At 42.8% G+C, this 25,248-nt stretch carries 17 protein-coding genes; all 17 read right to left on the minus strand.

Features of this window, described 5'->3' with window-relative positions:
* Positions 1–2: 2 nt before the first annotated feature.
* Positions 3–644, minus strand: coding sequence for an MBL fold metallo-hydrolase (locus BCY91_RS00495; protein WP_120180374.1), 642 nt, complete (start codon positions 642–644; stop codon positions 3–5).
* On the minus strand, positions 641–1,954 hold the full coding sequence (locus BCY91_RS00500) for an alpha/beta hydrolase (RefSeq protein ID WP_120180053.1): 1,314 nt from the start codon (positions 1,952–1,954) through the stop codon (positions 641–643). The genes BCY91_RS00495 and BCY91_RS00500 overlap by 4 nt, the downstream gene beginning before the upstream one ends.
* Before the next feature lie 34 nt (positions 1,955–1,988).
* Positions 1,989–2,570, minus strand: a complete 582-nt coding sequence (gene gldD / locus BCY91_RS00505) for a gliding motility lipoprotein GldD (RefSeq protein WP_120180054.1) — start codon at positions 2,568–2,570, stop codon at positions 1,989–1,991.
* Between the two features lie 74 nt (positions 2,571–2,644).
* A complete protein-coding gene (locus BCY91_RS00510; RefSeq protein ID WP_120180055.1) occupies positions 2,645–3,433 on the minus strand; it encodes a shikimate dehydrogenase family protein in 789 nt (262 codons plus the stop codon).
* Between the two features lie 41 nt (positions 3,434–3,474).
* On the minus strand, positions 3,475–4,239 hold the full coding sequence (locus BCY91_RS00515) for a phosphosulfolactate synthase (protein WP_120180056.1): 765 nt from the start codon (positions 4,237–4,239) through the stop codon (positions 3,475–3,477).
* 78 nt (positions 4,240–4,317) lie between these two features.
* A complete protein-coding gene (locus BCY91_RS00520) occupies positions 4,318–5,721 on the minus strand; it encodes a tetratricopeptide repeat protein (RefSeq protein WP_120180057.1) in 1,404 nt (467 codons plus the stop codon).
* Positions 5,722–6,062: 341 nt separating this feature from the next.
* Positions 6,063–6,794 (minus strand): DUF6503 family protein, encoded by a 732-nt coding sequence (locus BCY91_RS00525; protein ID WP_120180058.1) that lies wholly within the window; start codon positions 6,792–6,794, stop codon positions 6,063–6,065.
* Positions 6,795–6,825: 31 nt separating this feature from the next.
* Positions 6,826–8,703 carry an alpha-amylase family glycosyl hydrolase gene (locus BCY91_RS00530; RefSeq protein WP_120180059.1) on the minus strand — a complete coding sequence of 626 codons (1,878 nt, stop codon included), beginning with the start codon at positions 8,701–8,703 and terminating at the stop codon, positions 6,826–6,828.
* Positions 8,704–8,884: 181 nt separating this feature from the next.
* Complete coding sequence (locus BCY91_RS00535) at positions 8,885–10,204, minus strand: MFS transporter (RefSeq protein WP_245988950.1); 1,320 nt, start codon at positions 10,202–10,204, stop codon at positions 8,885–8,887.
* Positions 10,205–10,271: 67 nt separating this feature from the next.
* Positions 10,272–11,954, minus strand: a complete 1,683-nt coding sequence (locus BCY91_RS00540; RefSeq protein WP_245988956.1) for an alpha-amylase family glycosyl hydrolase — start codon at positions 11,952–11,954, stop codon at positions 10,272–10,274.
* A 125-nt stretch (positions 11,955–12,079) separates the two neighbouring features.
* Entirely contained in the window at positions 12,080–14,398 is a 2,319-nt protein-coding gene (locus BCY91_RS00545) for a glycoside hydrolase family 65 protein (protein WP_120180062.1), read from the minus strand.
* 55 nt (positions 14,399–14,453) lie between these two features.
* A complete protein-coding gene (gene pgmB, locus BCY91_RS00550; RefSeq protein WP_120180063.1) occupies positions 14,454–15,113 on the minus strand; it encodes a beta-phosphoglucomutase in 660 nt (219 codons plus the stop codon).
* A 2-nt stretch (positions 15,114–15,115) separates the two neighbouring features.
* Positions 15,116–16,969 carry a glycoside hydrolase family 13 protein gene (locus tag BCY91_RS00555; protein WP_120180064.1) on the minus strand — a complete coding sequence of 618 codons (1,854 nt, stop codon included), beginning with the start codon at positions 16,967–16,969 and terminating at the stop codon, positions 15,116–15,118.
* 86 nt (positions 16,970–17,055) lie between these two features.
* The gene (locus BCY91_RS00560; protein WP_120180065.1) at positions 17,056–19,491 is read right to left on the minus strand and encodes a glycoside hydrolase family 31 protein; all 2,436 of its coding nucleotides are present in this window, start codon (positions 19,489–19,491) and stop codon (positions 17,056–17,058) included.
* 88 nt (positions 19,492–19,579) lie between these two features.
* Positions 19,580–20,599 carry a SusE domain-containing protein gene (locus tag BCY91_RS00565; RefSeq protein WP_120180066.1) on the minus strand — a complete coding sequence of 340 codons (1,020 nt, stop codon included), beginning with the start codon at positions 20,597–20,599 and terminating at the stop codon, positions 19,580–19,582.
* Positions 20,600–20,621: 22 nt separating this feature from the next.
* Entirely contained in the window at positions 20,622–22,235 is a 1,614-nt protein-coding gene (locus BCY91_RS00570) for a RagB/SusD family nutrient uptake outer membrane protein (RefSeq protein ID WP_120180067.1), read from the minus strand.
* A gap of 12 nt (positions 22,236–22,247) precedes the next feature.
* On the minus strand, positions 22,248–25,232 hold the full coding sequence (locus tag BCY91_RS00575; RefSeq protein WP_120180068.1) for a SusC/RagA family TonB-linked outer membrane protein: 2,985 nt from the start codon (positions 25,230–25,232) through the stop codon (positions 22,248–22,250).
* Positions 25,233–25,248: the final 16 nt, after the last annotated feature.

Raw genomic sequence — 25,248 nt, forward strand, 5'->3', positions numbered from 1 at the left:
GGTTAATGCGCAAAAAACGGGTTATGCACTTTTTCAAACCCAATGGTGGTATGCGGGCCGTGGCCGGGATAAACTTCTACCTCATCTGGCAAGGTAAAAAGTTTGGTTCTAATACTTTCTAACAACTGGCTGTGATTTCCGCCAGGCAAATCTGTACGCCCAATACTTCCGCGGAAAAGCGCATCGCCACCAATTACAAAAGCATCGGCCTTGCTGTAAAAACACAAATGTGCGGGCGAGTGTCCGGGCGTAAACAACAGCTGTAAAGCTTCGTCTCCCAAAAAAATTTGTCCGCTTTCTGGTAAAAAGGTCTCCGGCTCTGGCGAAAGCTGATAATTAAAGCCCTGTTGTGGCGCATAAGATGGCACTGCGTGCAACAAAGGCAACTCGCCTTTATTAAATTGAGGTTTTAAACCGAAAACATCAAACACAAATTTATTGCCCAATACATGGTCTATATGACAATGTGTGTTTAACAATAAAACTGGTTTTAAGTTGTTTTGTTTGATGAAATTGACAACTGCATTTTCTTCCGTGGCGTTGTACATGCCAGGGTCAACAATAGCACAATCACCAGTTTTGGTGTATAAGATATAGGTGTTTTCCTGATAAGGATTGTTTACAAAAGCTTTTAATTCCATTATTTTTGATTTATCCAACTCGCCACATCATCCACCAAAGTTTGGTCCACATTTGCGGGCATCAAATACTGCCTGCTGTCGCCTTTCTCGCTCACAAAAGTGAGTAAATGGTTTAGCATAGGGTAAAATTTAAAGTCGGCGTTTCGTTTACTTTTTAAGGCTTTTTGCCAAAGCGAATAATCCGTTTCCCCAACCTGAAAATCATGCCCGCCTTGCAAAACCAAAATCCTCTGTGGTAATTTTTTGGCAATTGCCGTTTGGTCCATCGCATTCAAATCTGCCCAATAAGCCGTAGGCAAGCCCAAATATACTGAATCCTGAGCCGGCGTGTTGCTGTTAAATGTTTTGGTTTTATTTAACAGCGCAATGCCTTCGGCTAATAACTTAGCGCCTACCTTGCTTGTGTCTTTGCTTTGCGCATAAGCATCTTTACTTTGCTCGGCCATTAAATCTTGCAATTTACGTGCAGGCGCGGCGGCTAAAACCAATCCTTTAACAGATGGGTCCAAAGTAGCAATGCGTGGCGCCAGCATCCCGCCAAGGCTGTGTCCAAAAACATATAACTTGTTTGCATCTACCTGTGGAACCGTTTTGGCGTAGTTTAAGACCGCAATTGCATCATCTAAAACTTCATCTTTCACCGTGGCGGCGCCTTTAAAATCTTGCGGATAAATTAAAGTACGTTTTACATAGCGGATAGAGGCGATGCCTTTGCTTGCTAAACCCAAAGCCAAATCCTGAAAAGGTTTGTTAGCGCCAATGCTTTCATCCATATCATGCGGCCCGCTGCCGTGCACAAAAACCACCAATGGCACATTTACGCTGTCTTTTGGAACGGTGAGCATGGCCGGAAGCTCGTACTTGCCCGATTTAATGGTAATCAGTTTTTGGGTGTAGGACGCGGTATCGGCATAACTTGGGATCTTATGCGAATTACTAGGCGATTTAGGCAACAAAAATATGCCTGCAATTTTCTCTTCTTTGTTAAATGCCAGCTGAAATGATTGATTATCAGATGCAAATTTGAGGTTTAAAATCACCAGCTGGTAATCGTCCTTCATTTTGTTTTGCACGCCATCAACACCTTCAAAAGCACCCATTTGCTGTTTTAGCTGTAGCCACAAAGCTTGCAGGCTTTCCGGTTTAATTTTATCTGCTACGCTGGCATCAAAAAATTGGTGCGCTTTGGCATAATTGCCAGAATCTAACTGGGCAAAAAACGTTTCGGCTAAATTTATGGTTCTAAAAATACCTTGTGCCTTTACGGCGATACCTGATAAGGCGAAGAAGCAAATGAGTAAGATTTTTTTCATGATTTAGGCTGCATTTTTAGGATGCGATTAGGTTTTAGGGTTTCCAACGGAAGGTTTTGATCATCCGGTCGATATCTGTTTTGATAAAATCTACCACCGGCTGGATGGAATCTGGCTGTGGTTTTTCATTAAAATAAAGCGCTGCGCGCAAAAAGTTGCGGGTGCTATCGGTTAAAAAAAACTGGGCAGATGAAGCTGTATTGCCATCAATGGTATAAAACACGCCGTAAACGTTATGTTCTTTTACCTCGATTAAACCTTCATCAATACCGGTAGCTTTAACAGTATGTTTAAAGGCCAGCTTCCGCGAGTCTTCTACCAGCTCATCAAACTTTTTCTTAGAATCAATTTTGTAATAGCTTAAATGCAAACGGGCGTTAAAAGCCGGAAAAGTGAGGTTATACCAATTTGGCCGGTTGCCATCGGCACTGTCCAAATACATTTTGGCATATTGTGGATACTCGAAACTGTAATGGGCATTGCTATCAAAGAGCTGATAAGCTTTCTCTGGAAACTCTAACCTGAAATATCCGCGCGGTTTAGGCGCATAGTTTTTGTTTTGATTGCAGGCCAGTAAACCTAACACACAGCAAATGCAAAAAAACAGGTATTTCATTGGCTCAAGATATTAATTTTTGCAGATTTTTTTTGCCTACAAGGTGTGGCAAGCCAGAAAAAAGCCCGTTTAAGCTATGATTGCCAAATTTCCCAAGATTTTTCGGCCTGTAGTTCCAGCATTTGGTAGCCATTTTTAATGCTGGCGCCCTGTGCTTTTCCTTTCTGCAAAAACAGCGTTTCTTGCGGATTGTACACCAAATCGTAAAGCAAATGCTTATCTGTTAAGTACTGGTAAGGAATAGCCGGACATTCATCTGCATTGGGATAGGTGCCTACCGGACTGGTGTTAATGATTACCTGATGGTCTTTTATGATTTGCTCGTTAAGCTCTTCATAGCTGAACATATCTTTATCCGGCCGACGGCTCACAAACTTAAACGCTATTTTACGTTTCTTTAAAACATATTTAATAGCCCTTGCAGCGCCTCCGTTGCCCAAAATTAAAGCTTTTTTATGATGGTTTTTTAAATACGGAGCAATAGATCCTTCAAAGCCATAAGCATCGGTATTGTAGCCTACCAACTTGTATTTTTTAGGGTTAAGCATACACAGCTCGCCAGAAAACAACGATTTTACGGTATCGCCATGCAAAATTTTGATGCAGTTTACTGCACCAATTTCTTTGGCAGCTGGGTCAATATCGTCCAAAAACTGCAATACTTCTACTTTATGCGGAATGGTGACGTTAATGCCGTACAAATCCCGCTCGGTAGCTAACAGCTTCGGAAAATCTTGTATATTTTCTAGCGGAAAAAGCGAATACTTGAAGTTTTTTAGCTTAGCTTTTTCAAATTTTTCTGTGAAGTACTTCTCAGAGAAAGAATGCCCTAGCGGGAATCCTATTAATCCATATTTTTTCATTACACAAACAAAGGAAGCTTATGCAAACTCCCTCATCCTCTTTACTTCTTATTCAAAAAATGGTTGAATGTATCGCCGCGCAAACCTAAACGGATGGTTTCTAAAGGGATAACCTCTGCCGGAGCAATGTTTCCTAAGTTTACATTTGCGCCAATTAATTCGATAAACCATACTTGCTGTGCTTTTTGGGGAGCTTCCCAAATGATGGTTTCTTCGGGGATTTGCGTTAAAATCTCGTCCACCAAACCTTGCCTTACCTCGCCCGAATCGCGGTAGATACCTACGTTACCGCCCTCTCTGGCTTCCGCAATCACTTTCCACGAACCGGCTTCAATTTCTGCACGCATCAAGTTGATCCATTTGTAAGGCGCAAAAATCTTTTTTTCGTCTTTAGAGCCTACCTCAGAAATTACAGTTACCTGCTCGCTCAACTTGCTGATGTACTGGCATTTTACTTCGTGGGGGATTTCAATAGATCCGTCAGACACTTCGGCAAATCGCATATCGTATTCATCCAGCACGCGCTGGTACTCATCAAACTGATTGCGGATTACGAAAGCTTCAAACAAAGTTCCCCCAAAATAAACAGGGATATCCGCATCGCGGTATAATTTGAGTTTTTCTTTGAGTTTTGGAGTAACAAAGGAAGTAGACCATCCCAGTTTCACAATGTCGGCATGTGCGCCGGCAACCTCAATAAAATCTTCTACTTCCCTCAAGCTCAAGCCCTTGTCCATTACCATGGTTAGGCCTTTGCCCCGAGGTTTAACCGTCCGTTCCGGAAGATTATTTAGTCGATAATTCATATTCGGGTGCAAAAATCCAAAAAAAATATCAAATAACCGCACATACGCAATTATAAAAGCAGATTTTTTACACGCCTTCTATTTATGAAAACCTTTAATCACATCCCAAATAGTTTGGTTGTTTTCTAACTGTGGCAAGTATTCGAACAAAAGGTAATGCTTGTTTGCATCTACACTTAAGGCGGTTTGCAGTTGTGCTAAGGCTTCGTTATACTGGCCGTCGACCAATAAATAAGCTACCAAGCGATAATACAAATCGGCAAAATCTGGGTTGTTCTTAATCCCTTCAGACACAATCTCAATGCTTCTTTTGCAATCTTGAGCCGTAAAAGCCATGCCGGCGTAATCAAGCCAAGCATCAACATCTAAGGGGTCCAAATCCAACACCTTATCATAAGCGGCATTACTCTCCTCAAAATTGCCCAGTTTAAAATGCGCATCGGCTATGGCGTACCAAAAATCCGGATTTTCATTATCCAGATCCAAGGCTTTTTTAAAGAAGTGCAAAGATTCGAAATAGCGTTCTTCAAACTCTAACGTTGCCCCTATCCCAAACCAGGCATCAGCCATTTCAGGATCCATTTTTACTGCTTTTTTATAGTATGAGCGGGCATCATCCATGCGCTGTAGTTTCTCATAACACTCGCCAATAGCGCAATAAACATCTGCATTTGGCGCCTCATACTCAAAAGTTTCGCGATAAACGTTAATGGCTTCTTGGTGGCGGTTCAATTGCGATAAAGCATGGCCTTTATTGAAATATGCGGAAGCAAAATTATCTTTTATAAGGATGGCATAGTCATAAGCATCTATCGCTTTTTCGTAAAGTTCCAGCTTGTGGTAGGCATTGCCCAAGTTGTACCAAGCCGCAAAAGAATAGGGGTCGTTATCTATAAACTGCTGGTAAAACTGTATGCTTTCCTCTTGTTTGTCCAATACATCATAACAAAAAGCCAGTTCGTACAGTGCATCTTGGTTTTCCATGTTTATTTCCAAGCACTGTTTTAAGTAAGCTACGGCTTGCTCATAATCGCCCATGTTTTGGTACACAAAAACAATCTGCATCAGCACTTCATCTTTGGCATCAGCCAGTTCCAGCGCTTTTTTTAGATATTCTAAAGCCTCTTCGTGGCGTTCTAAGCTTTCAAAAATATTGCCCTTCACTAAATAAACGTCGGCATCTGAAGGCTCTAGCAGTTCTGCTTTTTCCAACGACTCAAAAGCTTGCTCAACTTCATTCGCAAAGAGGTGCAACTGGGCTTTTTTAATGTGGAAAATTGTTGCGTAAGGATGCTGTTTCACGGCATATTCTATCACTTGCATGGCTTTCAGGTGATCGCCTTTGTCCATGTAGTAATCTATGATGTTCTCAAAAGCAAGCGCATCAAAAAAATATTGGTCGTGGTTGCGGAGCATCTCTTCATAGCGTTCGACCGATAATTTTGGGTCTTCGCTGAATTCAAAATCAAAATCATCTTCCATACGACAACGTTTTTAGTTACACAGCCATTGATGCAACAATAGCTGTTTTAAAAATTAATTTAAAATATTATTAAAAGCGCTATTACTACTAATTTATTTATTAACAATTAGACGACCAAACTGTAATTAGCCGGCAGGTACTGTTGTCTGTAATTAGGGAGTTAAACGAGGGTATTCTTTTTTATTATCGTTTTTAACCACGGAGGTGCAGAGGTAGAATCACAAAGATACAGAGAAAACCTGACAGTTGCCCTTTACTTAACAAACGGAAATTACTGGCGCTTTTTACCACGGAGGGCGCAGAGGACACGGAGCTTATGATTTTTGTGGCTTTACGGCGCTCAATCGCTCACTTTTAAATTCCGCAATTCTATGTAAGATAAGGTGCTTAATTTGTCTTGCTCAAACAATTTGTAGTAATCTTTCAAAGCTGTTTTCTCCGGATTTTTGTTTTCGAGGTTTACGTAGTTTTGCAGGTAAAGGCCTTTATCGCGTATTAAGCCATTGCCTGCCCTAAAGCGGTCGCCGCCTTTGCTGTAGGCAAAATAATCCATGCTTTTATCTCGGGCATCAAACCAAAAATAAAAAGTGTCATCGTAATGGTCGCCGCCGTTTTCTTTGGCAAAGGTGACCTCAACTTGCAAGTAATCGCTGCCTTTAATTTGCACAGTGCGCAGAAATTTTGCACGCACGGCTTCATCTTTTAGTTTTAAGGGCAGAAAGGCAAAATAAACGACAGAATTTAAAGATTCGGCAAATTTTACCGAGTCCTTTCCGGACAATGGCATCAGTCTGCCGTTTACTTCCCGTGCAAAGCCGTGGTTGCTCAGCTGGTCTTTCACCAAACCCAGGCTATCATCGCGGTAGCTACTTTCGTAATAAAAATTGCCTTTGTGCTGCTTTACCTTGAAATGCTTCTCGCGGAAATCAAACTCTATTGTTTTCCCCTCAATTTTATCCATCCCATAAAAAGCGATGGATTTGTCGATAATCTTGTTCGCGTTTTCGCCCGAACATCCCGAAAGCGTAAAGGTAAAAAGGACTAAAAAGCCGTAAATTAAATGGTGGCGCATGTGCCTAAATTACGAAAAAAGGGTTAGTCTTCTATTTTAACACCGTTTTGCTAAATAAATGATATTCGCCGGGAGCTAGTGTAGTTTGGTATCTGGAGGTAGCTAAGTTAATACTATTGCCAAAAGCATCGTACCAAACGCCGGCCGAGCCAAAATCTACATCGGCTTGTTGAGGTACCACATCAAAATTGCCTACCACTACAACTTGGTTTTCTGTAGCAGTAAGTTTAATGTATTTTATTGCTTTTGATAAATCATAGCTTACATCGTTGCTGGTAAAAACATCGTTTCCAAGCCTCAACTTAATCAGCTTGGCATAAACATCATATAAAGCTTTCCGCGCAGGGTCGGCAAAATAATCCCAGCGGATAGGTTTTTCGCCGGTGCGCCCGTTAAAATTAATGCTGACATCATAACCCAACTCGCCAAACTGCCAAATCATTTTAGGGCCGGGGATAGCAAAAAAGAAAGCGGCGGCCAGTTCTTCCCGCTTCAAAGCTGTTTGCAAATTGTTTTTAATGACATAATTGGCATTTGCGTTTCCATAGTTTAGGTTTTTATAATTTAGTCTTTCCTCGTCATGGCTTTCAATATAGGCCACTAGCCCATCCGATTTTGAGAAACCATGTTTTTTGTAAAAACCCCATGAAAAATCAGAATTGTTGAGCCAGCCCATGGTAGCCTCATTCATGTTATAGTTGAGGTTTGTCCAAACCATCATTCCTTCGTTTGTGAGCTCGGTTTCTTCTTTGGTATCGGCAAAATGCTCTAAAATGGTGTAAAAGTTATTGTTGTCAATACTTTTAATAAAGTTGTGGTAATCTTTCCAGATGGCTACCCGGCTAGCGTCGTAAGCGGCAAAGCCGGCATCGTCTGAAGATTGCTTTTGCGTAAAACCTTTAGACAAATCAAAGCGGAATCCATCAATCTGATATTCCTGCATCCAAAATTGCATTACTTTTTTAGCGAAAGCGCGGGTTGCAGGACTTTCGTGGTTAAAATCAAAACCTACGTTATACGGATGCTTTGCCACCGTATTGTACCAAGGGCTTTCTGCCGTGGGTGCACCGTTGGCAAAGTATAGTTGCACCATAGGCGACTGGCCGAAAGAATGGTTTAAAACCATATCTAATATCACAGCAATGCCCTTTCCGTGGCATTCGTCAATAAATTGCTTTAAATCGTTTTTGGTGCCGTAGTATTTGTCGGGCGCAAAATAAAAAGATGGATTGTAGCCCCAGCTTAAATTACCTTCAAACTCGTTCACCGGCATCAGCTCGATAGCATTGATGCCTAAATTTTTGAGGTAATCCAGCTTGGTAAGCAACTGTTGGTAACTGTGGTCGCTCACAAAATCGCGCACCAATAACTCATACACCACCAATTTATTTTTTGGTGGGCGGGCAAAGTTTTGGTTTTTCCAAGTGTATGGACTTTGCTTGGCTTGCATAACGCTTACCATGCCAGATGTTTTACCTGTTGGATAAGCTTTTATAGTGGTGCCGTTGTTGATGTATTTGTCGTTTTCCGGATCTAGCACTAACTCTGCATAAGGGTCGGCAATGCGTAATGTACCATCCACTTCAAACTGGTAGCTGTAAGCGCTTTCGGGATTTAGGTTTTTGATGGTGGTAAACCAAGTTTTGCCATCTTTTGCTAATTGCATTTTGTTGGCGTCGCGGTTCCAGCTGTTAAATTCTCCTATGATAGCTACCGATTTTTTGTCCGGCGCATACAGAGTTACAATGGCTGCCGTGCCATTATCCGTAAAAGCTACGCCGTCTTTTGCCCCTGCCGGTAACTCGGTTTGTGGAGGTTGCGGATTAACGGCGCTTCCTGATTTATCTTTTTTGCAGGCTAGCTGAAAACTTAAAGCTATAAAGAATAGGATGTAATAATACTTTTTCATGGTTGCTATTGGTGTTTTTTTGTGCAGAGCAGTGCCTCGCTTTTTACTATTGGTTTGTTGGTTAAATCTCTTTATCGCTTCAAAGGCGGGTTAACGATTGGAACGGCATCCTTTTTTTGCCGGCCAAAAGAGGGGGCAAAAAAAGATACAGTGGAAAGCGTGTTAAAACCCCCTCAATCTCTTAAACCGAGCGTCTCTCTTCTATTTCTAGCTCTTTCGCCAATGCAGGCTTGCTATTTTTAGATTCTTTGATGAACACAAAACAAATTATGGCTGCCAGCACCATCAATACGCCACCCAGCTGCACGGCCAAAAGCCTATCATTGTTTAGCACATTGCGCATTAACCATCCAAAACCCAACGAGGCGATAATTTCTGGCAGCACAATAAAAAAGTTAAAGATGCCCATGTAGATGCCTATTTTATGTTTGGGCAAGCTGCCGCTCATCATGGCGTAAGGCATAGACAAAATGCTGGCCCAGGCAATGCCTACGCCCGTCATACACAGGTAAAGCATATTTTTATCATGCACCCATGCTACGCTAATTAAACCCAAAGCGCCACAAAGCAAACAAAGCGAATGGGTTAACTTACGGCCCAGCGCATCCGCGATAGCGGGCAAAACCAACGCAAACAAAAAGGTAATAACGCTGTAATAAGCTAAAGTAAGGCTGCCAAAATCTGCGCCGGCGGCATATACCGGGTCGCTGGCATCTGTACCGCCAAACACGTTTACCGCCACCGCAGTGGTATAATAAAACCACATTAAAAAAAGGCCGGGCCATGTAAAAAACTGCACCAAAGAAACGATTTGCATTCTTTTGGGCATATTTACTAACGCATCAAAAATTTCGCGGGCGCCGTGAGCAAAGCCTTTCTTATCTTCGGTTTGTTGAGCTTGTAATTCGGCGGCGCTTGGCGGATACTCTGTAGTGGTAAACACCGTCCACATTACTGAGGCTAAAAAGAAAAACGCGCCGATGTAAAAAGAATACTCCACATTGTGCGGCACTTCGCCGGGCTGGGCGGTGTTGCTAAGATGAAACACGTTGTTCATAAGCCATGGCAAAGCCGATGCCACACTGCCGCCCAAACCTATCATTAAGCTTTGCATCACAAAACCGCGGTTTACTTGGCTATCCGGCAATTTATCAGTAACGAAAGCCCTAAAAGGCTCCATTGAAACGTTCCCGAAAACATCCAAAACCCACAATAGTCCGGCAGCCATCCACAAGGCACTGCTGTTAGGCATTAAGATTAATGCAAAACTGCTGATGATAGCACCGATCATGAAATAAGGACGGCGCCTGCCCCAGCGCGGATGCCAAGTTCTATCGCTTAAGTAACCAATAATGGGCTGCACCAACAAGCCGGTTAAAGGTGCTGCTAAAAACAACAGCGGAACCTGATCTGGATGGGCGCCCAGACCTTCGTAGATCCGCCCCATATTGGCACGCTGCAAATCCCAACCAAATTGTATCCCAAAAAATCCAACACTCATATTTATAATTTGAGCAATGGATAACTTGGGGTTTTCTGTAAGCGGCTTAAGGTTCATTGGCTTTAGTTTAAAAAACAATAATTTGTGAAGAAACCGGCGCAAGTTTAACCCTGATGCGGTTTTCTGAAAGATATTTTACCGGCGCCGCGCCCAAGGCATCTTGCGGTTGTTTGGAAAGCGCTTGATTTTTTAAGATTTCTTTTGGGATGGTAATCTCTGCCTCAAAACTTTGCTGGCGGTCAAAGTTGGCTATTACCAACACACGTTGCCCCGAGCTAATGCGGAAAAAGGCATAAACGCGCGGGTTGTTAATTTCCGCTGATGGAATCTCAATAAAATCTCCTTTTACAATGGCTTCGTTTGTGGTGCTGATTTGCAATAGTTTTTTATAAAAATTGCGCAGTTGTTGCTCATCTTCATTTAGTTTAGCGCCGTCAAAAGCGCCGTCATTCATCCATCGCTGATGGTTGGGGACGCCCCAATAGTCGAAAATAGTGGTACGGTTATCCTCGCCGCCAAAACCTTCGGCGCCTTTTCCTGGTTCGCCCACTTCTTGCCCAAAATATAATAGTACAGGGCCTTTGCCCAAAGTAGCACTAACGGTCATGGCCGGCAAGGCCAATTTAGGGTCGCCTGCAAAGCCGGCAGATGCAATGCGTTCTTCGTCGTGGTTTTCTAAAAACCGAAGCATCCTATCGTCGTAAGCCTTCACGCTTTTTACCGCGTCAGAAATAGCGCTGCTTCGCGCATCGGCGTTGTTTTTAATTAGGGTTTTTAAACTGTCGTACAAGCCTACCTTATCATATAAATAATCGAAGTTTCCTTGGGTTAAATAGGTTTCATAAGCCTTGGGATTATAAGCCTCGCCAATAAAAACCAAGTTCGGATATTGTTGCTTAAGTTGTGGAATAAGCCATTTCCAGAAAGCAACTGGAACCATTTCGGCCATATCGCAACGGAACCCATCGACACCTTTTTCTGCCCAGTAGCTCAGGATATCGCGCATTTTTGTCCATACAGGCGGGGTAGGCTCAAAATATGTTTTCTCGCCATTTTGATAGTCGATGCCGTAATTGAGCTTCACGGTTTCGTACCAATCATCATCTTTCGGTTTGGCACTAAAAGAGTTGTTGCCTGTGGCTTTAGCCGGACTTTCTGTATATTGATAATCTTTCAAGGGATCTAAAGGGCCTTTTAGTTTATCAATGTCCGGAACAACAAATTTTTGCCCCGGCAGGTAATAAAAATCATTGCCGGGGCTAAAGCTTTTGGTTGTATCGTCATTGGCGCCAAAATCTACCACGTGAGCAGGCTTGGCAATGGAACGGTAACCGCGCGCCACGTGATTAGGCACAAAATCTATCAATACTTTTAAGCCGGCTTGGTGCGTGCGCTTTATCAGTGCTTCAAACTCGGCCATTCGGTTTTCAACATTTATGGCCAAATCTGGGTCCACATCATAATAATCGCGGATGGCATAGGGCGAGCCGGCAATGCCTTTCACCACATCGGCATCGCTATTTGGAGTGCCATACCGGCTATAATCTGTTAAGCTGGCATGCGCTATTACGCCGGTGTACCAAACGTAATTTACGCTAAGCTCTTTTATACCGTTTAGGGCTTTCTCATCAATGTCATTAAATTTGCCTACACCATTTTGCGCCAAGGTGCCGTAAAAGGCATTTGTGGTATTTTTATTGCCAAATAAACGGGGCAACAGCTGGTAGATTACCATTTTTTGATTGCTCATATTTGGTTGTGCCGTTTGCGATAACACATAAATTGGTTTGCCAGCCAATATAAAGAGTAAAACGGCGCTTTTGCAAAACAAATGTTTAAGCGAATAAAGTTTATGTTGGTTGACGCCCATTATATTTAAACCAATGTTACGTTAGAAATTTCTGTTTCTGTAAGCGCTGCAATTTCTTGCGGTTGGCCATGGATTATTACGCTGAGCTTTTGCGCACTGGCGTTATATATACGTATTTGCTTTGCGTTGATGCTGATGGTTAGCGTTGCTCCACGGAAGTTAATTTTGAAAGAAAAGGATTCCCACTTGCTGGGCAAAAACGGATTAAATATTAGCTGATTATCGCGCACCCTCATTCCGGCAAAACCTTCTACCACGCTCATCCAGGTACCGGCCATTGAGGTAATGTGCAAACCGTCTTCGGTGTCGTTGTTGTAGTCGTCTAAATCTAAACGGGCGGTGCGCAAGTAAAATTCGTAGGCGCGGGCTTCGTCATTTAGTTTGGCGGCTAAAATGCTGTGTACGCAAGGTGACAATGAACTTTCGTGGACGGTACGTGGCTCGTAAAAATCAAAATTTCTTTTAATGGTTTGATGGTCAAAATCGTCTTCAAAAAAGTAAATCCCCTGCAGCACATCTGCCTGTTTAATAAAGCACGAACGCAAAATACGGTCCCAGCTCCACTTTTGGTTTAACGGACGCTCGCTCGCAGCCAAATCTTTCACCAAAATTTGCTCTTTATCTAAATAGCCGTCTTGCTGTAAAAACACGCCTTTTTCATAATCAAAAGGGAAATACATGTTTTCAACTATGTTTTTCCAATCAGCAAATTCTGCATCGCTAAAGCTGAGTTTAGCTAACAATTGAGCATATTTCTCAGGTCTTTTCTGCTGCACTTCTTGGGCAACGCTTAAAGTGTATTTTAGGCACCACACCGCCAAATAGTTGGTGTACCAGTTATTGTTTACGTTGTTCTCGTACTCGTTGGGGCCGGTTACGCCCAGCATTACAAATTTATTTTTGTCGGCGCTCCAGTTTACCCGCTGTTTCCAAAACCTGCTGATGGCCAGCAACACCTCCAGGCCATAATCTGCCAAATAGCTGTCATCGCCAGTGTAACGTACATAATTATAAATTGCATAGGCAATAGCACCGTTGCGGTGTATTTCTTCAAAGGTTATTTCCCACTCGTTATGGCATTCTTCGCCATTTATGGTCACCATTGGAAATAAGGCTGCGCCATTGGTAAAACCTAATTTTTCGGCATTTTCTATGGCTTTACCCAGCTGTTTGTAACGGTAAATCAATAAATTTTTGCTTACCTGTTGTGGTGCTGTTGCCAAATAAAAAGGCACGCAATAAGCTTCGGTATCCCAATAGGTTGATCCGCCATATTTTTCGCCGGTAAAGCCTTTAGGGCCAATGTTTAAACGGTCGTCTTTGCCGGTATAGGTTTGGAAAAGCTGAAATATGTTGAAACGGATAGCCTGCTGTGCGGCCACGTCACCTTTGATAATGATATCGCTTTGCTCCCATTTTTTTGCCCAGGCTTGCTTCTGCGCGTCCAACAAAGCCTCAAATCCTTTGGCTTTTGCTTGCGCGATGACGGCCTTAGCGGTTTGCAGCAGTTCTGATTTAGGATGGTTTTGCGAAGATAAATTCGCCACTATTTTTACCAGGGTGATGCATTGCTTCTCTTTGGCATTAAGCGTAATTTCTTGCGCTAAAAACTTATCCTGTTGTGTTAATGAAGCTTTAAATTGTTGCGGTTGCTGGTTCACCAATAACTTGATGAAACTGCCTGTACACACCTCAAAGTTTGTTTTTTTGGTCCGTAAAGTTAAATAAGCTTCTTCGTTATTGATGTCTGTATCAACGGGATCCCAAAACTTTTCGTCGTAATTGCTGTCTTCGTTTTTAACATCGCCATCTAAAAAAGCCGTCAGCTTTATGTCTGCACTAAAATTAACAGGTTCCAATTGGTATTGGATGGCACCAAGCTCATCATTTGCTATGCTACAAAAACGTAGCGCGTTAACTTTTAACCTTTTCCCGGAGCTTAAGGTGGCCGTAAAACTACGTTGCAGATAACCCTCGCGCATGTTTAAAACGCGCTTAAAGTCGCTTACCTCTGCCTTGGCTAAATCCAGCTCCTCATCTTCAATCTGTACTTTAATCCCAATCCAATTGGTGGCATTAAGCACCTTTGCAAAATATTCTGGGTAACCGTTTTTCCACCAGCCCACACGGGTTTTATCCGGATAATAAACGCCGGCCACATAATTTCCGCTAAGCGTGGGGCCCGAGTAACTTTCTTCAAAATTAGCGCGCTGCCCCATGCGCCCGTTGCCCAAACTAAAAATACTTTCCGAAATTTTATTCAGTTGAGGATCAAAACCTTCCTCAATAACATTCCACTCGTCCTTAATAATATAATCCTTCATTGCTTAGTATAGAGATGTGAGACACGAGATATAAGAACTCTTATCTTCTAAACATTTATAATTCTTCTAAATTTTTAACACTGAGCTGGCCTAAACCAGCAACCACTTTATCTGCCTGTTTCAGAATGTTTTTATCACCAATGCCAATGGCTTTCATTCCGCCGCGTTTGGCCGCTATGATACCCGCTTCGGCGTCTTCAAAAACCACACATTGCTGGGGTTGTAGCGCTAATTCTTGGGCTCCCTTTAAAAATACTTCCGGGTCGGGTTTTGATTTGGACACGCTGTTACCGTCCACAATGGCATCAAAAAAATGCGCCAGATTGGTGTTTTTTAAAATAGTAGCCGAGTTTTTACTAGCCGAACCTAACGCCATTTTATAGCCAGCCTGTTTGGCTTGTTGCAGAAAATTTAAGGCGCCGGGCAATACTTCGGCAGGTGTCATTTTGTTGATCATTTCTACATACCAATCATTCTTTTGAGTGGCCAAAGCCAGTTTCTCTTCTGCAGATTTTTGTACGTTGCCCCAAGCTAAAACCTTATCCAAACTATCCATGCGGCTAATGCCTTTTAACTCTTCATTTTGCAGTTCGCTAAAGGTAAAACCCATGGTTTTTGCTAAACGCAACCATGCTTTATAATGATAAACGGCTGTATCTACCAGCACCCCGTCTAAATCAAACAGCAAACCTTTTATCTTGTCCTTGCTACTCATCCTTAATATAGTTCTAATACTGTGGCGCTTTTTTTAGCCAATTGCAGGGTTTCAACATTATTAAGTTCTTTTCCACTTAAAACATTCTTTGCTTTTGTGGCTGTCCCCATACGTTCGGCAAATCTTCTAGTGTTTAATGCTTTTGTTTCATCGCTATTATTGATGATTACCATAACCGTTCCGTTTGTTTGCCCTGGCATAAAGCGGAAATACACATAAACATCTTGCTCTGGAACGTACTGCATCAACTTACCGTTTTGTAAGGCCAAGCTGTTTTTACGGAAATTGGCTAGGGTTTTCACAAAATTGAAGGCTTCATTTTCTTGCGCGGTTCTGCCTGTGGCAATAAATTTATTCACCTTATCAGACGGCCAACCGCCCGGAAAATCCGAACGCACTAAACCGTCTGGTGCCGAAAAGTTTTTCATCAGAATTTCTGTGCCGTAATACATTTGCGGGATGCCACGCATGGTTAATAACATGGCCATCCCCATTTTGTATTTGTCAAAATCTTCGCCCACTACCGAGTAAAAACGGCTCATATCGTGGTTGTCTAAAAAGATGCAGTTTTGGGTAGCATCCTGATACAAAAAGTCTTGCGCCAATGTTGCGTAAATACGGTTAATTCCGTCAACCCAGCCTGTTTTGCCATTTAAGCCCTCGTAAATGGCATCTTTTAAAACGGCATCTGTAATGCCGGGCAGATGCGTATCAAAACCGCGGTTCACCGTGTTGCCACCGGTAAAAAATGCTTGCGCCGCAACAGAATTCACCAAGGTTTCGCCAAAGACAGACAAATGCGGAAATTCTGCCTTTAACTTCAAAGCCCAGTCGGCCATAAACTCCGGATCGTTATACGGATAAGTATCTAGGCGCAAGCCATCAATCCCGGCGTACTCTATCCACCAGATGTGATTTTGCGTTAAATAATTTTGTACATAAACATTCCTTTGGTTTAAATCTGGCATAGAGGGCACAAACCATCCATCAAGCATTTTCTTTTTATCTGCTTCGGACGCGTGCGGATCCATCACCGGTTGGTCGCGGTAGCTGGTTTGCGTATAAGCAGGCCATTGGTTTAGCCAGTCGCGCATGGGCAAATCATTATAAAACCAATGATTAAGCCCAATATGGTTGTGCACCACATCTTTAATTACTTTTAAACCCTTAGCGTGGCAAGTTTCTACATACTGTTTGTAAAGCGCATTCGTACCAAAACGCGGGTCAATTTTATAGTGATCTGTGGCCGCATAACCGTGGTAAGATGCTTTGCGCATATCATTTTCGATGGCTGGCGTCATCCAAACGGTGGTTACTCCTAAATCTTTTAGGTAATCAAGATGGTTTATTAAACCCTGCAAATCGCCGCCGTGGCGGTAATACATGCTATCGCGGTTAAGCGCGGTTTCTTGCAAACCTTTTACTACATCATTTGATAAATCGCCGTTGCTAAACCTATCCGGCATTAACAGGTACACAAAATCTTTTTGGCTAACGCCTTGGATGCGGTTGGCACTGGTATCTCTATCCTTTAGCTCGTAGACATACCGCAGTTGTTTTTTACCTTTTTGCGTAAACGCGATGTTGAACTTGCCGGCCTTTGCCTGTGGCGAAATCTGTAAATCTAAAAACAGATAATTTGGATTTTCTACCTTATTTACCTTTTGCAAGGTGACGCCAGGATAGCTTAAACTTACCTCTTTGGCCGCAATGTTTTTACCATGCACTAATAACTGCAGTTTGTTGTTGTGCATTTTTGTAAACCAAAACATGGGCTCTACCCTGTCCAAGTCTGCTAATTGTGCGAAGCCACTGTAGCTAGCTAAAAGTAAAAAGAGGACTAATAATTTTTTCATTTCTGTTTTCTTTGTTTTAGGTAGAAGACCCGGTTTGTTGACACTCGCACTTTTGCTTTTTTTAGCGAGAGACACAAAATGATGTCTTAATATTTTATCTCAAATTGTTTGGCGTTGTTGCTAATGACAACACTTTTAACTTTGTAACCTTCAACTGCGTTTGCCGAGCCTTGCGGATCGAACTTTGAAATTGGCGTAAGAAAGGATGCAAAATCATCTTGCAAGGCTTGGGCGGTTTTAATTTTATCTTGTGCGTCAAAACCGTGGAACACCAATTTTAAGTTTTTGAATTTAGAAGCGTAATTGCCCTCTACAGCACCAAAAACTATCTTGCGGTTTGTGGCATCGTAGCTAATGGCGCGTTTGTAAAAAGCTCCTTTCTCATAATCGTAGCTTTCGCCATCATCTTCATAATAAACAAATGTGTGGTTAAGGTTACCCTTATAAATATGGATGCTTAGGGTATCGCTAGGTTTTTCTGCCGTTGATTGGATAAGCGATTGCATAGGTACAATGCTGCTTTCTTTAACATAAACCGGCATTTTTTGTAAGCTTAAGCGGACAATTTTTTCGCTGTTGCCGGCCTGCTTTTCGCCGGTGTACAAATTGTACCAATTGCCTTTAGGGAAATAAATATTGCCAAAACCCTTGGTGCTTTCAAAAGGTGCAACTAAAAAGGCATCGCCAAATAAAAACTGGTTCTGGAATTGGGTATCATAAATTTTATCGTCGAAAGTATTATCAATGGCTAAACTGCGCGCCACTGGCAGGCCATTGCTTACCGAGGTGTAAAAACTAGCATATAAGTACGGCAGAAGTTTATAACGCAGGCTTACGTAGTTCCGCGAAATTTCGGTCACCTCTTCGCCATAAGCCCACGGTTCTGATGATTTGGTGTTTACCGCAGTATGGTTGCGGAAATAAGGGTTAAATGCACCCAACTGAATCCATTTTGCATATAGCCCTACCGAAGGGTTGCCGGTAAAACCGCCAATGTCCATCCCTGTAAAAGACACCCCACTTAAGCCCAAGCTTGTTAGTAAACGTACGCCAAGCAACATATGGTCGTCTTCGGAACGGTTATCGCCCGTCCAAATGGCGGTGTAACGCTGCAAACCTGCATAGGCTGCGCGGGTAAGTATAAACGGACGTTTGTTGGTTGCCTTTACCATCCCTTCAAAACTGCTGCGGGCCATTAAAGAACCATAAACATTGTGCGCCTGCTTGTTACTGGCTAGCGCGCCATCGTAATTAAACAAAATATTAGATGGCATCTTTTGCCCCCAGGTTGAGATCTCGTTCATATCGTTCCAGATACCAGAAACGCCGGTGTTGGCGAAAAACTTCACTTTCTCTCGCCACCAAGCACGCGCTTTTTCGTTGGTAAAATCTGGGAAATTGCACCAGCCTGGCCATACCTGCCCGGTATAATTTGTTCCGTCCGGATATTTTATAAAAAGATCTTTTGCCACACCCTCTTCCCAGGCTTCGTAACCTTTTTCTACTTTAATGCCCGGATCAACAATTACAGTGGTTTTAAAACCCATATCCTGCAGTTTTTTATTCATGTCCTGGGGGTTCCCAAACCGTTCTTTATCCCAAGTAAACAGTTTGTATTTATCCATGTAATGGATGTCTAGCGTAATTCCGTCTGCCGGGATTTTTTTCTCTCTTAAAGTTTGGGCAATACGCATTACCTCTGTATCCGGATAATAGCTGTAACGGTTTTGCTGGTAACCCAAGCTCCATAGCGGAGGCATTTTCATGCGGCCGGTAAGCTGTGTATAGGTGCCAATAATATCTTTAAGTTGCTTGTGGTAAATAAAGTAATAATTCAGCTCGCCGCCCTGTGCGCCAAAGGAAGAAAACCTATCGTTGCTGGCGCCAAAGTTAAAGTCGCTTTGGAAGGTGTTGTCTAAAAATATCCCATAGTTTAAACCGCTGTGTATGCCAATGTAAAATGGGATGGTGCTGTAAATAGGATCGCGGTTGGTGGCGTAACCAAAAGCATCGGTGTTCCAGTTGGTGTAACCCTCACCGCGGCGGTCCAAATTGCCGGTTTTTTCGCCTAAACCTACAAAACGTTCGCCGTTTTGCATGTGCTTATAAGCCGTAACCTCATCGCCCACCCAACTGTTTTGTAAACCGCGTTCATCTTCATTAATTACCTTTCCGTCCAAAGTATAAAACGCTACAGAAAATGGCTTTTTGTTAATAATAGCCCTTAGCGAGTCGGTAGTAATGGTAATGCTTTCTTCGCTTTGCGCGATATTGGCATTGCAAGTTTGCGGTTGGGCAATTACAGCGTAAGAAAAATCTCGGCCCAGCTCTTTTTTATCCAGCCTAACCCTTAGCATATTGGGGCTGTAAACCACAATTTGCCCTTGTGCATTTTCTGTTTTAAAACTGATTTGCTGTTTTTCTATCTGCACATGGGTAATATTCCCGGCAGATAATACCGGATTAGTTTGTGCATTTGAGAAAAAGGGAAGGGCTAAAAAAAGAAGATAAAGTTTACGCATGTTCTACGATATGAAAGCTTGATAAGCGAGTATTTTATTGGATAAAAATGCGCCGGGCCTTTGCCCGGCGCAGAATTAAAAAGCAAACCTAGTTTTTTACGATGCTGTATTTATTGTTAGGAATGTCTAAGGTAACGGTGTAAGTGCCTGCGGTCACCGGAATATTATCGCCAGTTAAGTTGCCATTGCCGTCGCCGCCAAAGTTAGTGCCCCAGTCGTGGTTTTTACGGAATTTAATGGCACCGTTAACCAGGGTGATGGTTTTTTTCCAAAGGCCTTTTCCGTCATTAATAAATTTCATATCCTGTTCGTCATAAGGGCCAGAGGCTGGAGGCCAGCCCACCTGTGTTCCGTCGCCCACGATAGACCATACCAAAGGTTTAATGGCAATGGTGTTGTTGTTTAAATCCACGGTTACTTCTTTTGCACCTGCAGATCCCGAGCTGATATCGCCGCCGCTGGTACTTATTTTACCGCCGCCAGCATCGCCATAAGCAACATCCCATTTCTTTTGCGGTGTAATTTTAAAGTTGCCCCCGTCAAAAGGAATTACGCCAACATACACGCCGTTTCCGGTTGCAGAAATTAAACTGTCTGCCGTGGTAGGCTCCCAACCTTGATAAGCCCCGGGAACGTAAACCCATGCGGTAAGTGGAAAAGGCTTGGCTTTAATCGTAATTACATTGCTATAAACCGCATCAATTTTGCTTGATACGGATGATTTTAAACGTACTTCTACATCTGTACTGGTAGCGGTAGAAAGATTAAGCGCCAAAAGTAAATTATTAAAATCTAACCCTTTATAGGTTTTTTGGGTCGCATTGGCATCCAATATTACCTCTTTAGGGTTTTCAAAATTTTGCCCTTTGGGAGATAATTGCAAAATGTTGTCCACTGCCGCATCATAACCGAAAGTTGCCGGTTGCAGGCTAAAGGTAATTACATCTTTATCTAACAAGGTTTTGTCCATAACAACATTATCGGCCGATGCCGACAGCGTTGCCGCTGTACCCGCGCTAACGGTTGATTTTACCTCGTCTTTTTCACACGCAGTAAAAGTGACCGCCGTTAAAGCAAGGATGGCTAAATGTTTAAATATCTTTTTCATCTGTTATTCTATTAATGATGATTTAATAACCTGTGTTTTGCGTCAAATTGGTGTTGGCAATTAAGTCTGCAGATGGTATAGGGAATAAGTTGCGGTAATCTGGCAAAGCCGTACCTGCTTTTGTACCACCTTTAAAAGGCCATAAATAAGTGCCAGAGGTGAATTTGCCGTAGCGTATCAAATCTGTTCTTCTAAAACCTTCCCAGTACAACTCGCGCCCACGCTCGTTTAAATAAAAGTCTACCGTTAAATCTGCCGTGGTTAAATTGCCACTGGTGTTGCCGTAGGCCCGCTCGCGCAGTTTATTTATATAGCTTAAAGCAGTACCTGCATCGCCACCACTTCCGCCACGTGCCACAGCTTCGCCGTAAATCAAATACTGCTCGGCCAAGCGGAAAATTGGGAAATCTAAAGAGCTAAACGTTCCATTTAATGATGGCGGCGTTTGCCCGGTAGAAGTGACATTCTTAAATTTTGTTACACGTAAACCATCGGTAAAAGTGCTCATCTCCTCTACAGTTGCTTTTGAACCAAAGAACACACCGCGCTTATCTTGCGTGCCGTTAGGGTCCGGAAATAGTCCCGGCAAGTTTTGGCGGGTTCTGTTACCTCCCCAGCCACCGCTTGGCACCCCGAAAGACGCCGGGTTCATATCCGCATTAATGCCTGCGTTTATGAGGAAGGTTGTACCGCCGTAGTTGGTTCCTTTTTCGCCATCATAGTTGATGCTCAAAATGGTTTCTTTATTATTCTGGTCGTTATCAGCTAAAAACAAGTCTTTGTAATTGCTTTTTAGCTCGTAACCTGCACCAATAACTTTGCTGGCGTAGGTAATGGCTTCGGTGTTTTTTTCTGCGCCGGTGTAAACTTTGGCGTTTAAGTACAATCTGGCCAATAAAGCCCAAGCCGCACCTTTGTCCGCGCGTCCGTATTCATTGCTACGGGCATCTTTTAAATCGGGCTCAATGGCTTTCAGTTCGCTTTCTATATAGCTAAAAAGCTCGGCACGTTTAATTTGCTTTGGCGGCGTTTTACCAATGTTATCATCCTCGGTAACAAATGGCGGGTTGCCAAAAGCATCCATTAACACCCAATACTGGTAGGCGCGTAAAAATCTCGCTTCCGCGCGATAGTTGCGTACGTTATCTGCATCTGCTCCGCTAATGCCCCTAGCCCCTAATTTCGCATCCGTGCTTTCTCTTAAAAACTCGTTACAAAAGGTAATTTGTAAAAGGCTTCTGGAGTATAAACCGCGCAAAAATTGGTTGTCCGCTGTCCAAAGTGATTGGTTTAAATCCGGGATGCCCGTATCGTTCCAAGCACAAATGGCTTCGTCTGTAGTTAACTCTTGCGAGCTCCAAAACAACCGTAAAAAGTCGGCAAAACCAGAGTTTAAGCCTCCAATATCGCTTCCGTCAGACCCCGACGGGCTAGTTAAACCATAAGAAGCATACAATTTTACTAGTTCTTGTTTGTAGCCCGCCGGTGTGCTGTACACCTGCGAGGCGATGATATCATTAGTTGGGAAAACATTTAAGTCTTCCTCTTTGCACCCCTGAAATGCTAAAGCCACAAAAGCGAGTGCGATAATGTTTTTATATGATGGTTTCATCTTCCTGTTTTTTAAAAATTTCATATCCGCTAGCTTTTAAAATCCTAAGTTTAACCCTAAAGTGAAGGTGCGCGGACGCGGATATAAATTATAATCTATACCGCTTGTGCTTTCTGGGTCTAAACCTTTGTAATTAGAGATGGTGAACACATTTTGGCAGTTAGCGCTTAAACTTAAATTTGCACCTGTAGCGCCCAGTTTGCCAAAATCGTAGCTAATACCCAAGTTATCCATTTTCAAAAACGACGCGTTTTTAATGTAGTAATCACTAAGGAATTGGTTGTTTTGGAAATTGGTATTGCGGAAATCAACGCCGGCATTGTTTATTACGCCAGCCGGACTTAAAATATTACTGCGCACGCCAAAGTTAGACGAAACGTTATCGTAAATGTAATTGCCCACATTAGCTCTTAAGCTCGTCCTGACAGTCCACTTATTGATGCTGTATGAGGTGTTGAAGCCTAAAGTAAAAGCCGGATCTGGCGATTTATAAAAATATTGGTCGTCGGTATTTACCACCCCGTCGTGGTTTAAATCGGCGTATAAACCTTCAACCGGCTTGCCCGCTTGATCATAAACTTGCTTGTAAACAAAAAAGGATCCCGGTATGTGGTTAACTGCGTTGTATTTTAAAGTGATACCTGTACCGCCGGTAATATCACCAGCACTAACACGCGAGCCTGGGTCCGGACTAAGTGTTAAATTAGTTACTTTACGCTTGTTTACAGCTAGGTTTAAGCCTAAATCCCAATTTTGTTTCTCAGTAGCAATTGCTTTAAAGTTGATGTTTGCCTCAAAACCGCGCACTTCCATATTGCCCACATTTGTGGTTAATAAGTTGCTAAAGTTTGTGCCTACCGGGATGTTTACCGTGCTTAACAAATCTTTGGTTTCTTTGTAATACGCGTCTAAACTACCATAAAGCCTTCCTTTCAAAAAGCCGTAATCCACGCCTACGTTATAGGTATTCGTACTTTCCCATCTTAAATCTGGATCGTAACGGGCCGGGCTATAATAATCGTAATAGGTGCCGCCAACATTGTACTGGCCGTTGTTGGTATTAGCGTAGTATTTAGACAGGTAATCGGTATATCCAATGCCGTCTTTATTGCCTGTTAAGCCATAACTTAAGCGAAGTTTCAAATCTGATAGGCTTTGGCTATTGGCTAAAAAGCTTTCGCTGATGGCTCTCCATGTAAAAGCCACAGAAGGGAAATAGCCCCAACGGTTTTCCGGTGCAAACTTAGAAGAAGCATCTGCACGCAAAGTTCCCGATAAAATGTATTTATCGTTAAGAGTGTAAACCAACCTACCGTAGTAGGATAATAACTTGTCTCTGTCTGTAGCATAAGGGAATTTTGGAGTGGTTAAAACCTCGCCGGTGCCTTTGTATCTTTCAAAAAAATAGGTGGTTTTTGAGTTGTCGTAATAACCATAGCCTGCTGTAGCGGCGATATTACTTTTGATATCCGTAAAATTGTGGTCGTAGCTAAAATAAAATTCAGAGAATTTATTGCTCTCGGTATTTCTAGATTGCGATATCTCACCCAAAGTACCAATTGCTTGTGCCGCGAAGGTTGGCACCGTAATGTGGCCTGTACCCTCAGAAACATCATATCCTAAATTTAAATTGGCGTGCAACTCGGGCAAAAAGTGAAAAGAATAATCAAAGGAAACGTTCCCGAAACTTCTTTTGGCTTTCCCATTATTGTCGCGCAACTCTAATAAGCCTAGCGGGTTACGTGGTGCATTCGGATTTACAGAACCATCTGAGCGCAACCACTCAAAATAATTACCGAAAGCATTGGTAGCGTGCACCGGTTGCGTTGGATCAAACTGTATAGCCGCGCCAATTGCACCGTCATTTGCAAAATGCGATTTGGTTAACGCGCCTTTCAAATTCAGGTCAACTTTTAAATGCTTGTCAAAGAAAGAAGGCGAAAGCACAATGTTTGCCGTCCCTCTGCGGAAGTTGTCTGTCAACAACAAGCCTTGTTGCGACAGATAGTTTCCAGAAATTCTATACGGAACTCCTTTGGTGGTGCCAGAAACACTCAGATTGTTGTCTGTGGTGAAAGCGCTTCTATAAATTTCATCTTGCCAATCGGTGTTGGCAGTGCCCACTAAATCAGAAAACAGCAAAGGATTGTTATTGCCATCTGTGCCGTAGTTAGCGCCGGGATTATCTGCCACATAAGCTCTAATTTCGTCGGCGGTTAAAATATCTACCTTTTTAGCTACGGTTGCTACCGAGTTGTTGCTGCTTACCGAAACGCGGGCTTTGCCTGCAGTTCCCTTTTTAGTAGTAATTAAAATAACGCCGTTTGATGCACGTGAGCCATAAATAGCCGTTGCGTTGGCATCTTTTAAAACCGTAAAAGTTTCAATATCATTAGGATTTACTAATGAAAGCGGACTTGGCGCGTTGCCAATGCTGTTACCGCTTAAAGGCACGCCATCTACCACAATTAATGGATCATTGCTGGCGTTTAAAGATGCGCCTCCTCTAATTCTGATCGTGCTGGCGCCGCCCGGTTGGCCACTGTTTTGGATGATGGATACACCGGCAACTTTACCTTGGATAAGCTCGGCAGGTGTGGTAATGGTCCCTTGGCGGAAATCTTTTGAAGTAACTGTGGAAACCGCACCGGTTAAGTTCTTACGCTCGGTGCTTCCGTAACCAATAACAACCAGCTCGTTTAACTGGGTTGCACTTGGCTTAAGTTTAAAATTGATTTGCTGGTCGCCCTTTAATGTAAGGTTACGCGTGGCGGTCTCGTACCCGATGAAGTTAACCGCTAGACTTACATTGCCTGATAAGCCTACCAAACGGAAATTACCACTGGCATCTGTAACCGTTCCTTTATTGGTTTGCATCACCGTAACGGAAGCGCCCGGGAGCGGAGCATCGTTTTCATCCACTACCTTTCCGCTAATGTCGCCACTTTGGCCATGCACCCTTATGGCCACTAAAAATAGCAGCAGCAAAAGGGCATGTTTAATCATGTAACTTTTCTTCATTTTTTTAGCTGATTTA

The sequence above is a fragment of the Pelobium manganitolerans genome, assembly GCF_003609575.1.
GTDB classification, from domain to species: Bacteria; Bacteroidota; Bacteroidia; order Sphingobacteriales; family Sphingobacteriaceae; genus Pseudopedobacter; species Pseudopedobacter manganitolerans.

Excerpts from the sequence above, each read along its gene's own strand:
- BCY91_RS00500 (WP_120180053.1), bottom strand. The coding sequence starts at position 1,954 with ATGAAAAAAATCTTACTCATTTGCTTCTTCGCCTTATCAGGTATCGCC.
- gldD (WP_120180054.1), bottom strand. The coding sequence starts at position 2,570 with ATGAAATACCTGTTTTTTTGCATTTGCTGTGTGTTAGGTTTACTGGCC.
- BCY91_RS00510 (WP_120180055.1), bottom strand. The coding sequence starts at position 3,433 with ATGAAAAAATATGGATTAATAGGATTCCCGCTAGGGCATTCTTTCTCT.
- BCY91_RS00515 (WP_120180056.1), bottom strand. The coding sequence starts at position 4,239 with ATGAATTATCGACTAAATAATCTTCCGGAACGGACGGTTAAACCTCGG.
- BCY91_RS00520 (WP_120180057.1), bottom strand. The coding sequence starts at position 5,721 with ATGGAAGATGATTTTGATTTTGAATTCAGCGAAGACCCAAAATTATCG.
- BCY91_RS00525 (WP_120180058.1), bottom strand. The coding sequence starts at position 6,794 with ATGCGCCACCATTTAATTTACGGCTTTTTAGTCCTTTTTACCTTTACG.
- BCY91_RS00530 (WP_120180059.1), bottom strand. The coding sequence starts at position 8,703 with ATGAAAAAGTATTATTACATCCTATTCTTTATAGCTTTAAGTTTTCAG.
- BCY91_RS00535 (WP_245988950.1), bottom strand. The coding sequence starts at position 10,204 with ATGAGTGTTGGATTTTTTGGGATACAATTTGGTTGGGATTTGCAGCGT.
- BCY91_RS00540 (WP_245988956.1), bottom strand. The coding sequence starts at position 11,954 with ATGAGCAATCAAAAAATGGTAATCTACCAGCTGTTGCCCCGTTTATTT.
- BCY91_RS00545 (WP_120180062.1), bottom strand. The coding sequence starts at position 14,398 with ATGAAGGATTATATTATTAAGGACGAGTGGAATGTTATTGAGGAAGGT.
- pgmB (WP_120180063.1), bottom strand. The coding sequence starts at position 15,113 with ATGAGTAGCAAGGACAAGATAAAAGGTTTGCTGTTTGATTTAGACGGG.
- BCY91_RS00555 (WP_120180064.1), bottom strand. The coding sequence starts at position 16,969 with ATGAAAAAATTATTAGTCCTCTTTTTACTTTTAGCTAGCTACAGTGGC.
- BCY91_RS00560 (WP_120180065.1), bottom strand. The coding sequence starts at position 19,491 with ATGCGTAAACTTTATCTTCTTTTTTTAGCCCTTCCCTTTTTCTCAAAT.
- BCY91_RS00565 (WP_120180066.1), bottom strand. The coding sequence starts at position 20,599 with ATGAAAAAGATATTTAAACATTTAGCCATCCTTGCTTTAACGGCGGTC.
- BCY91_RS00570 (WP_120180067.1), bottom strand. The coding sequence starts at position 22,235 with ATGAAATTTTTAAAAAACAGGAAGATGAAACCATCATATAAAAACATT.
- BCY91_RS00575 (WP_120180068.1), bottom strand. The coding sequence starts at position 25,232 with ATGAAGAAAAGTTACATGATTAAACATGCCCTTTTGCTGCTGCTATTT.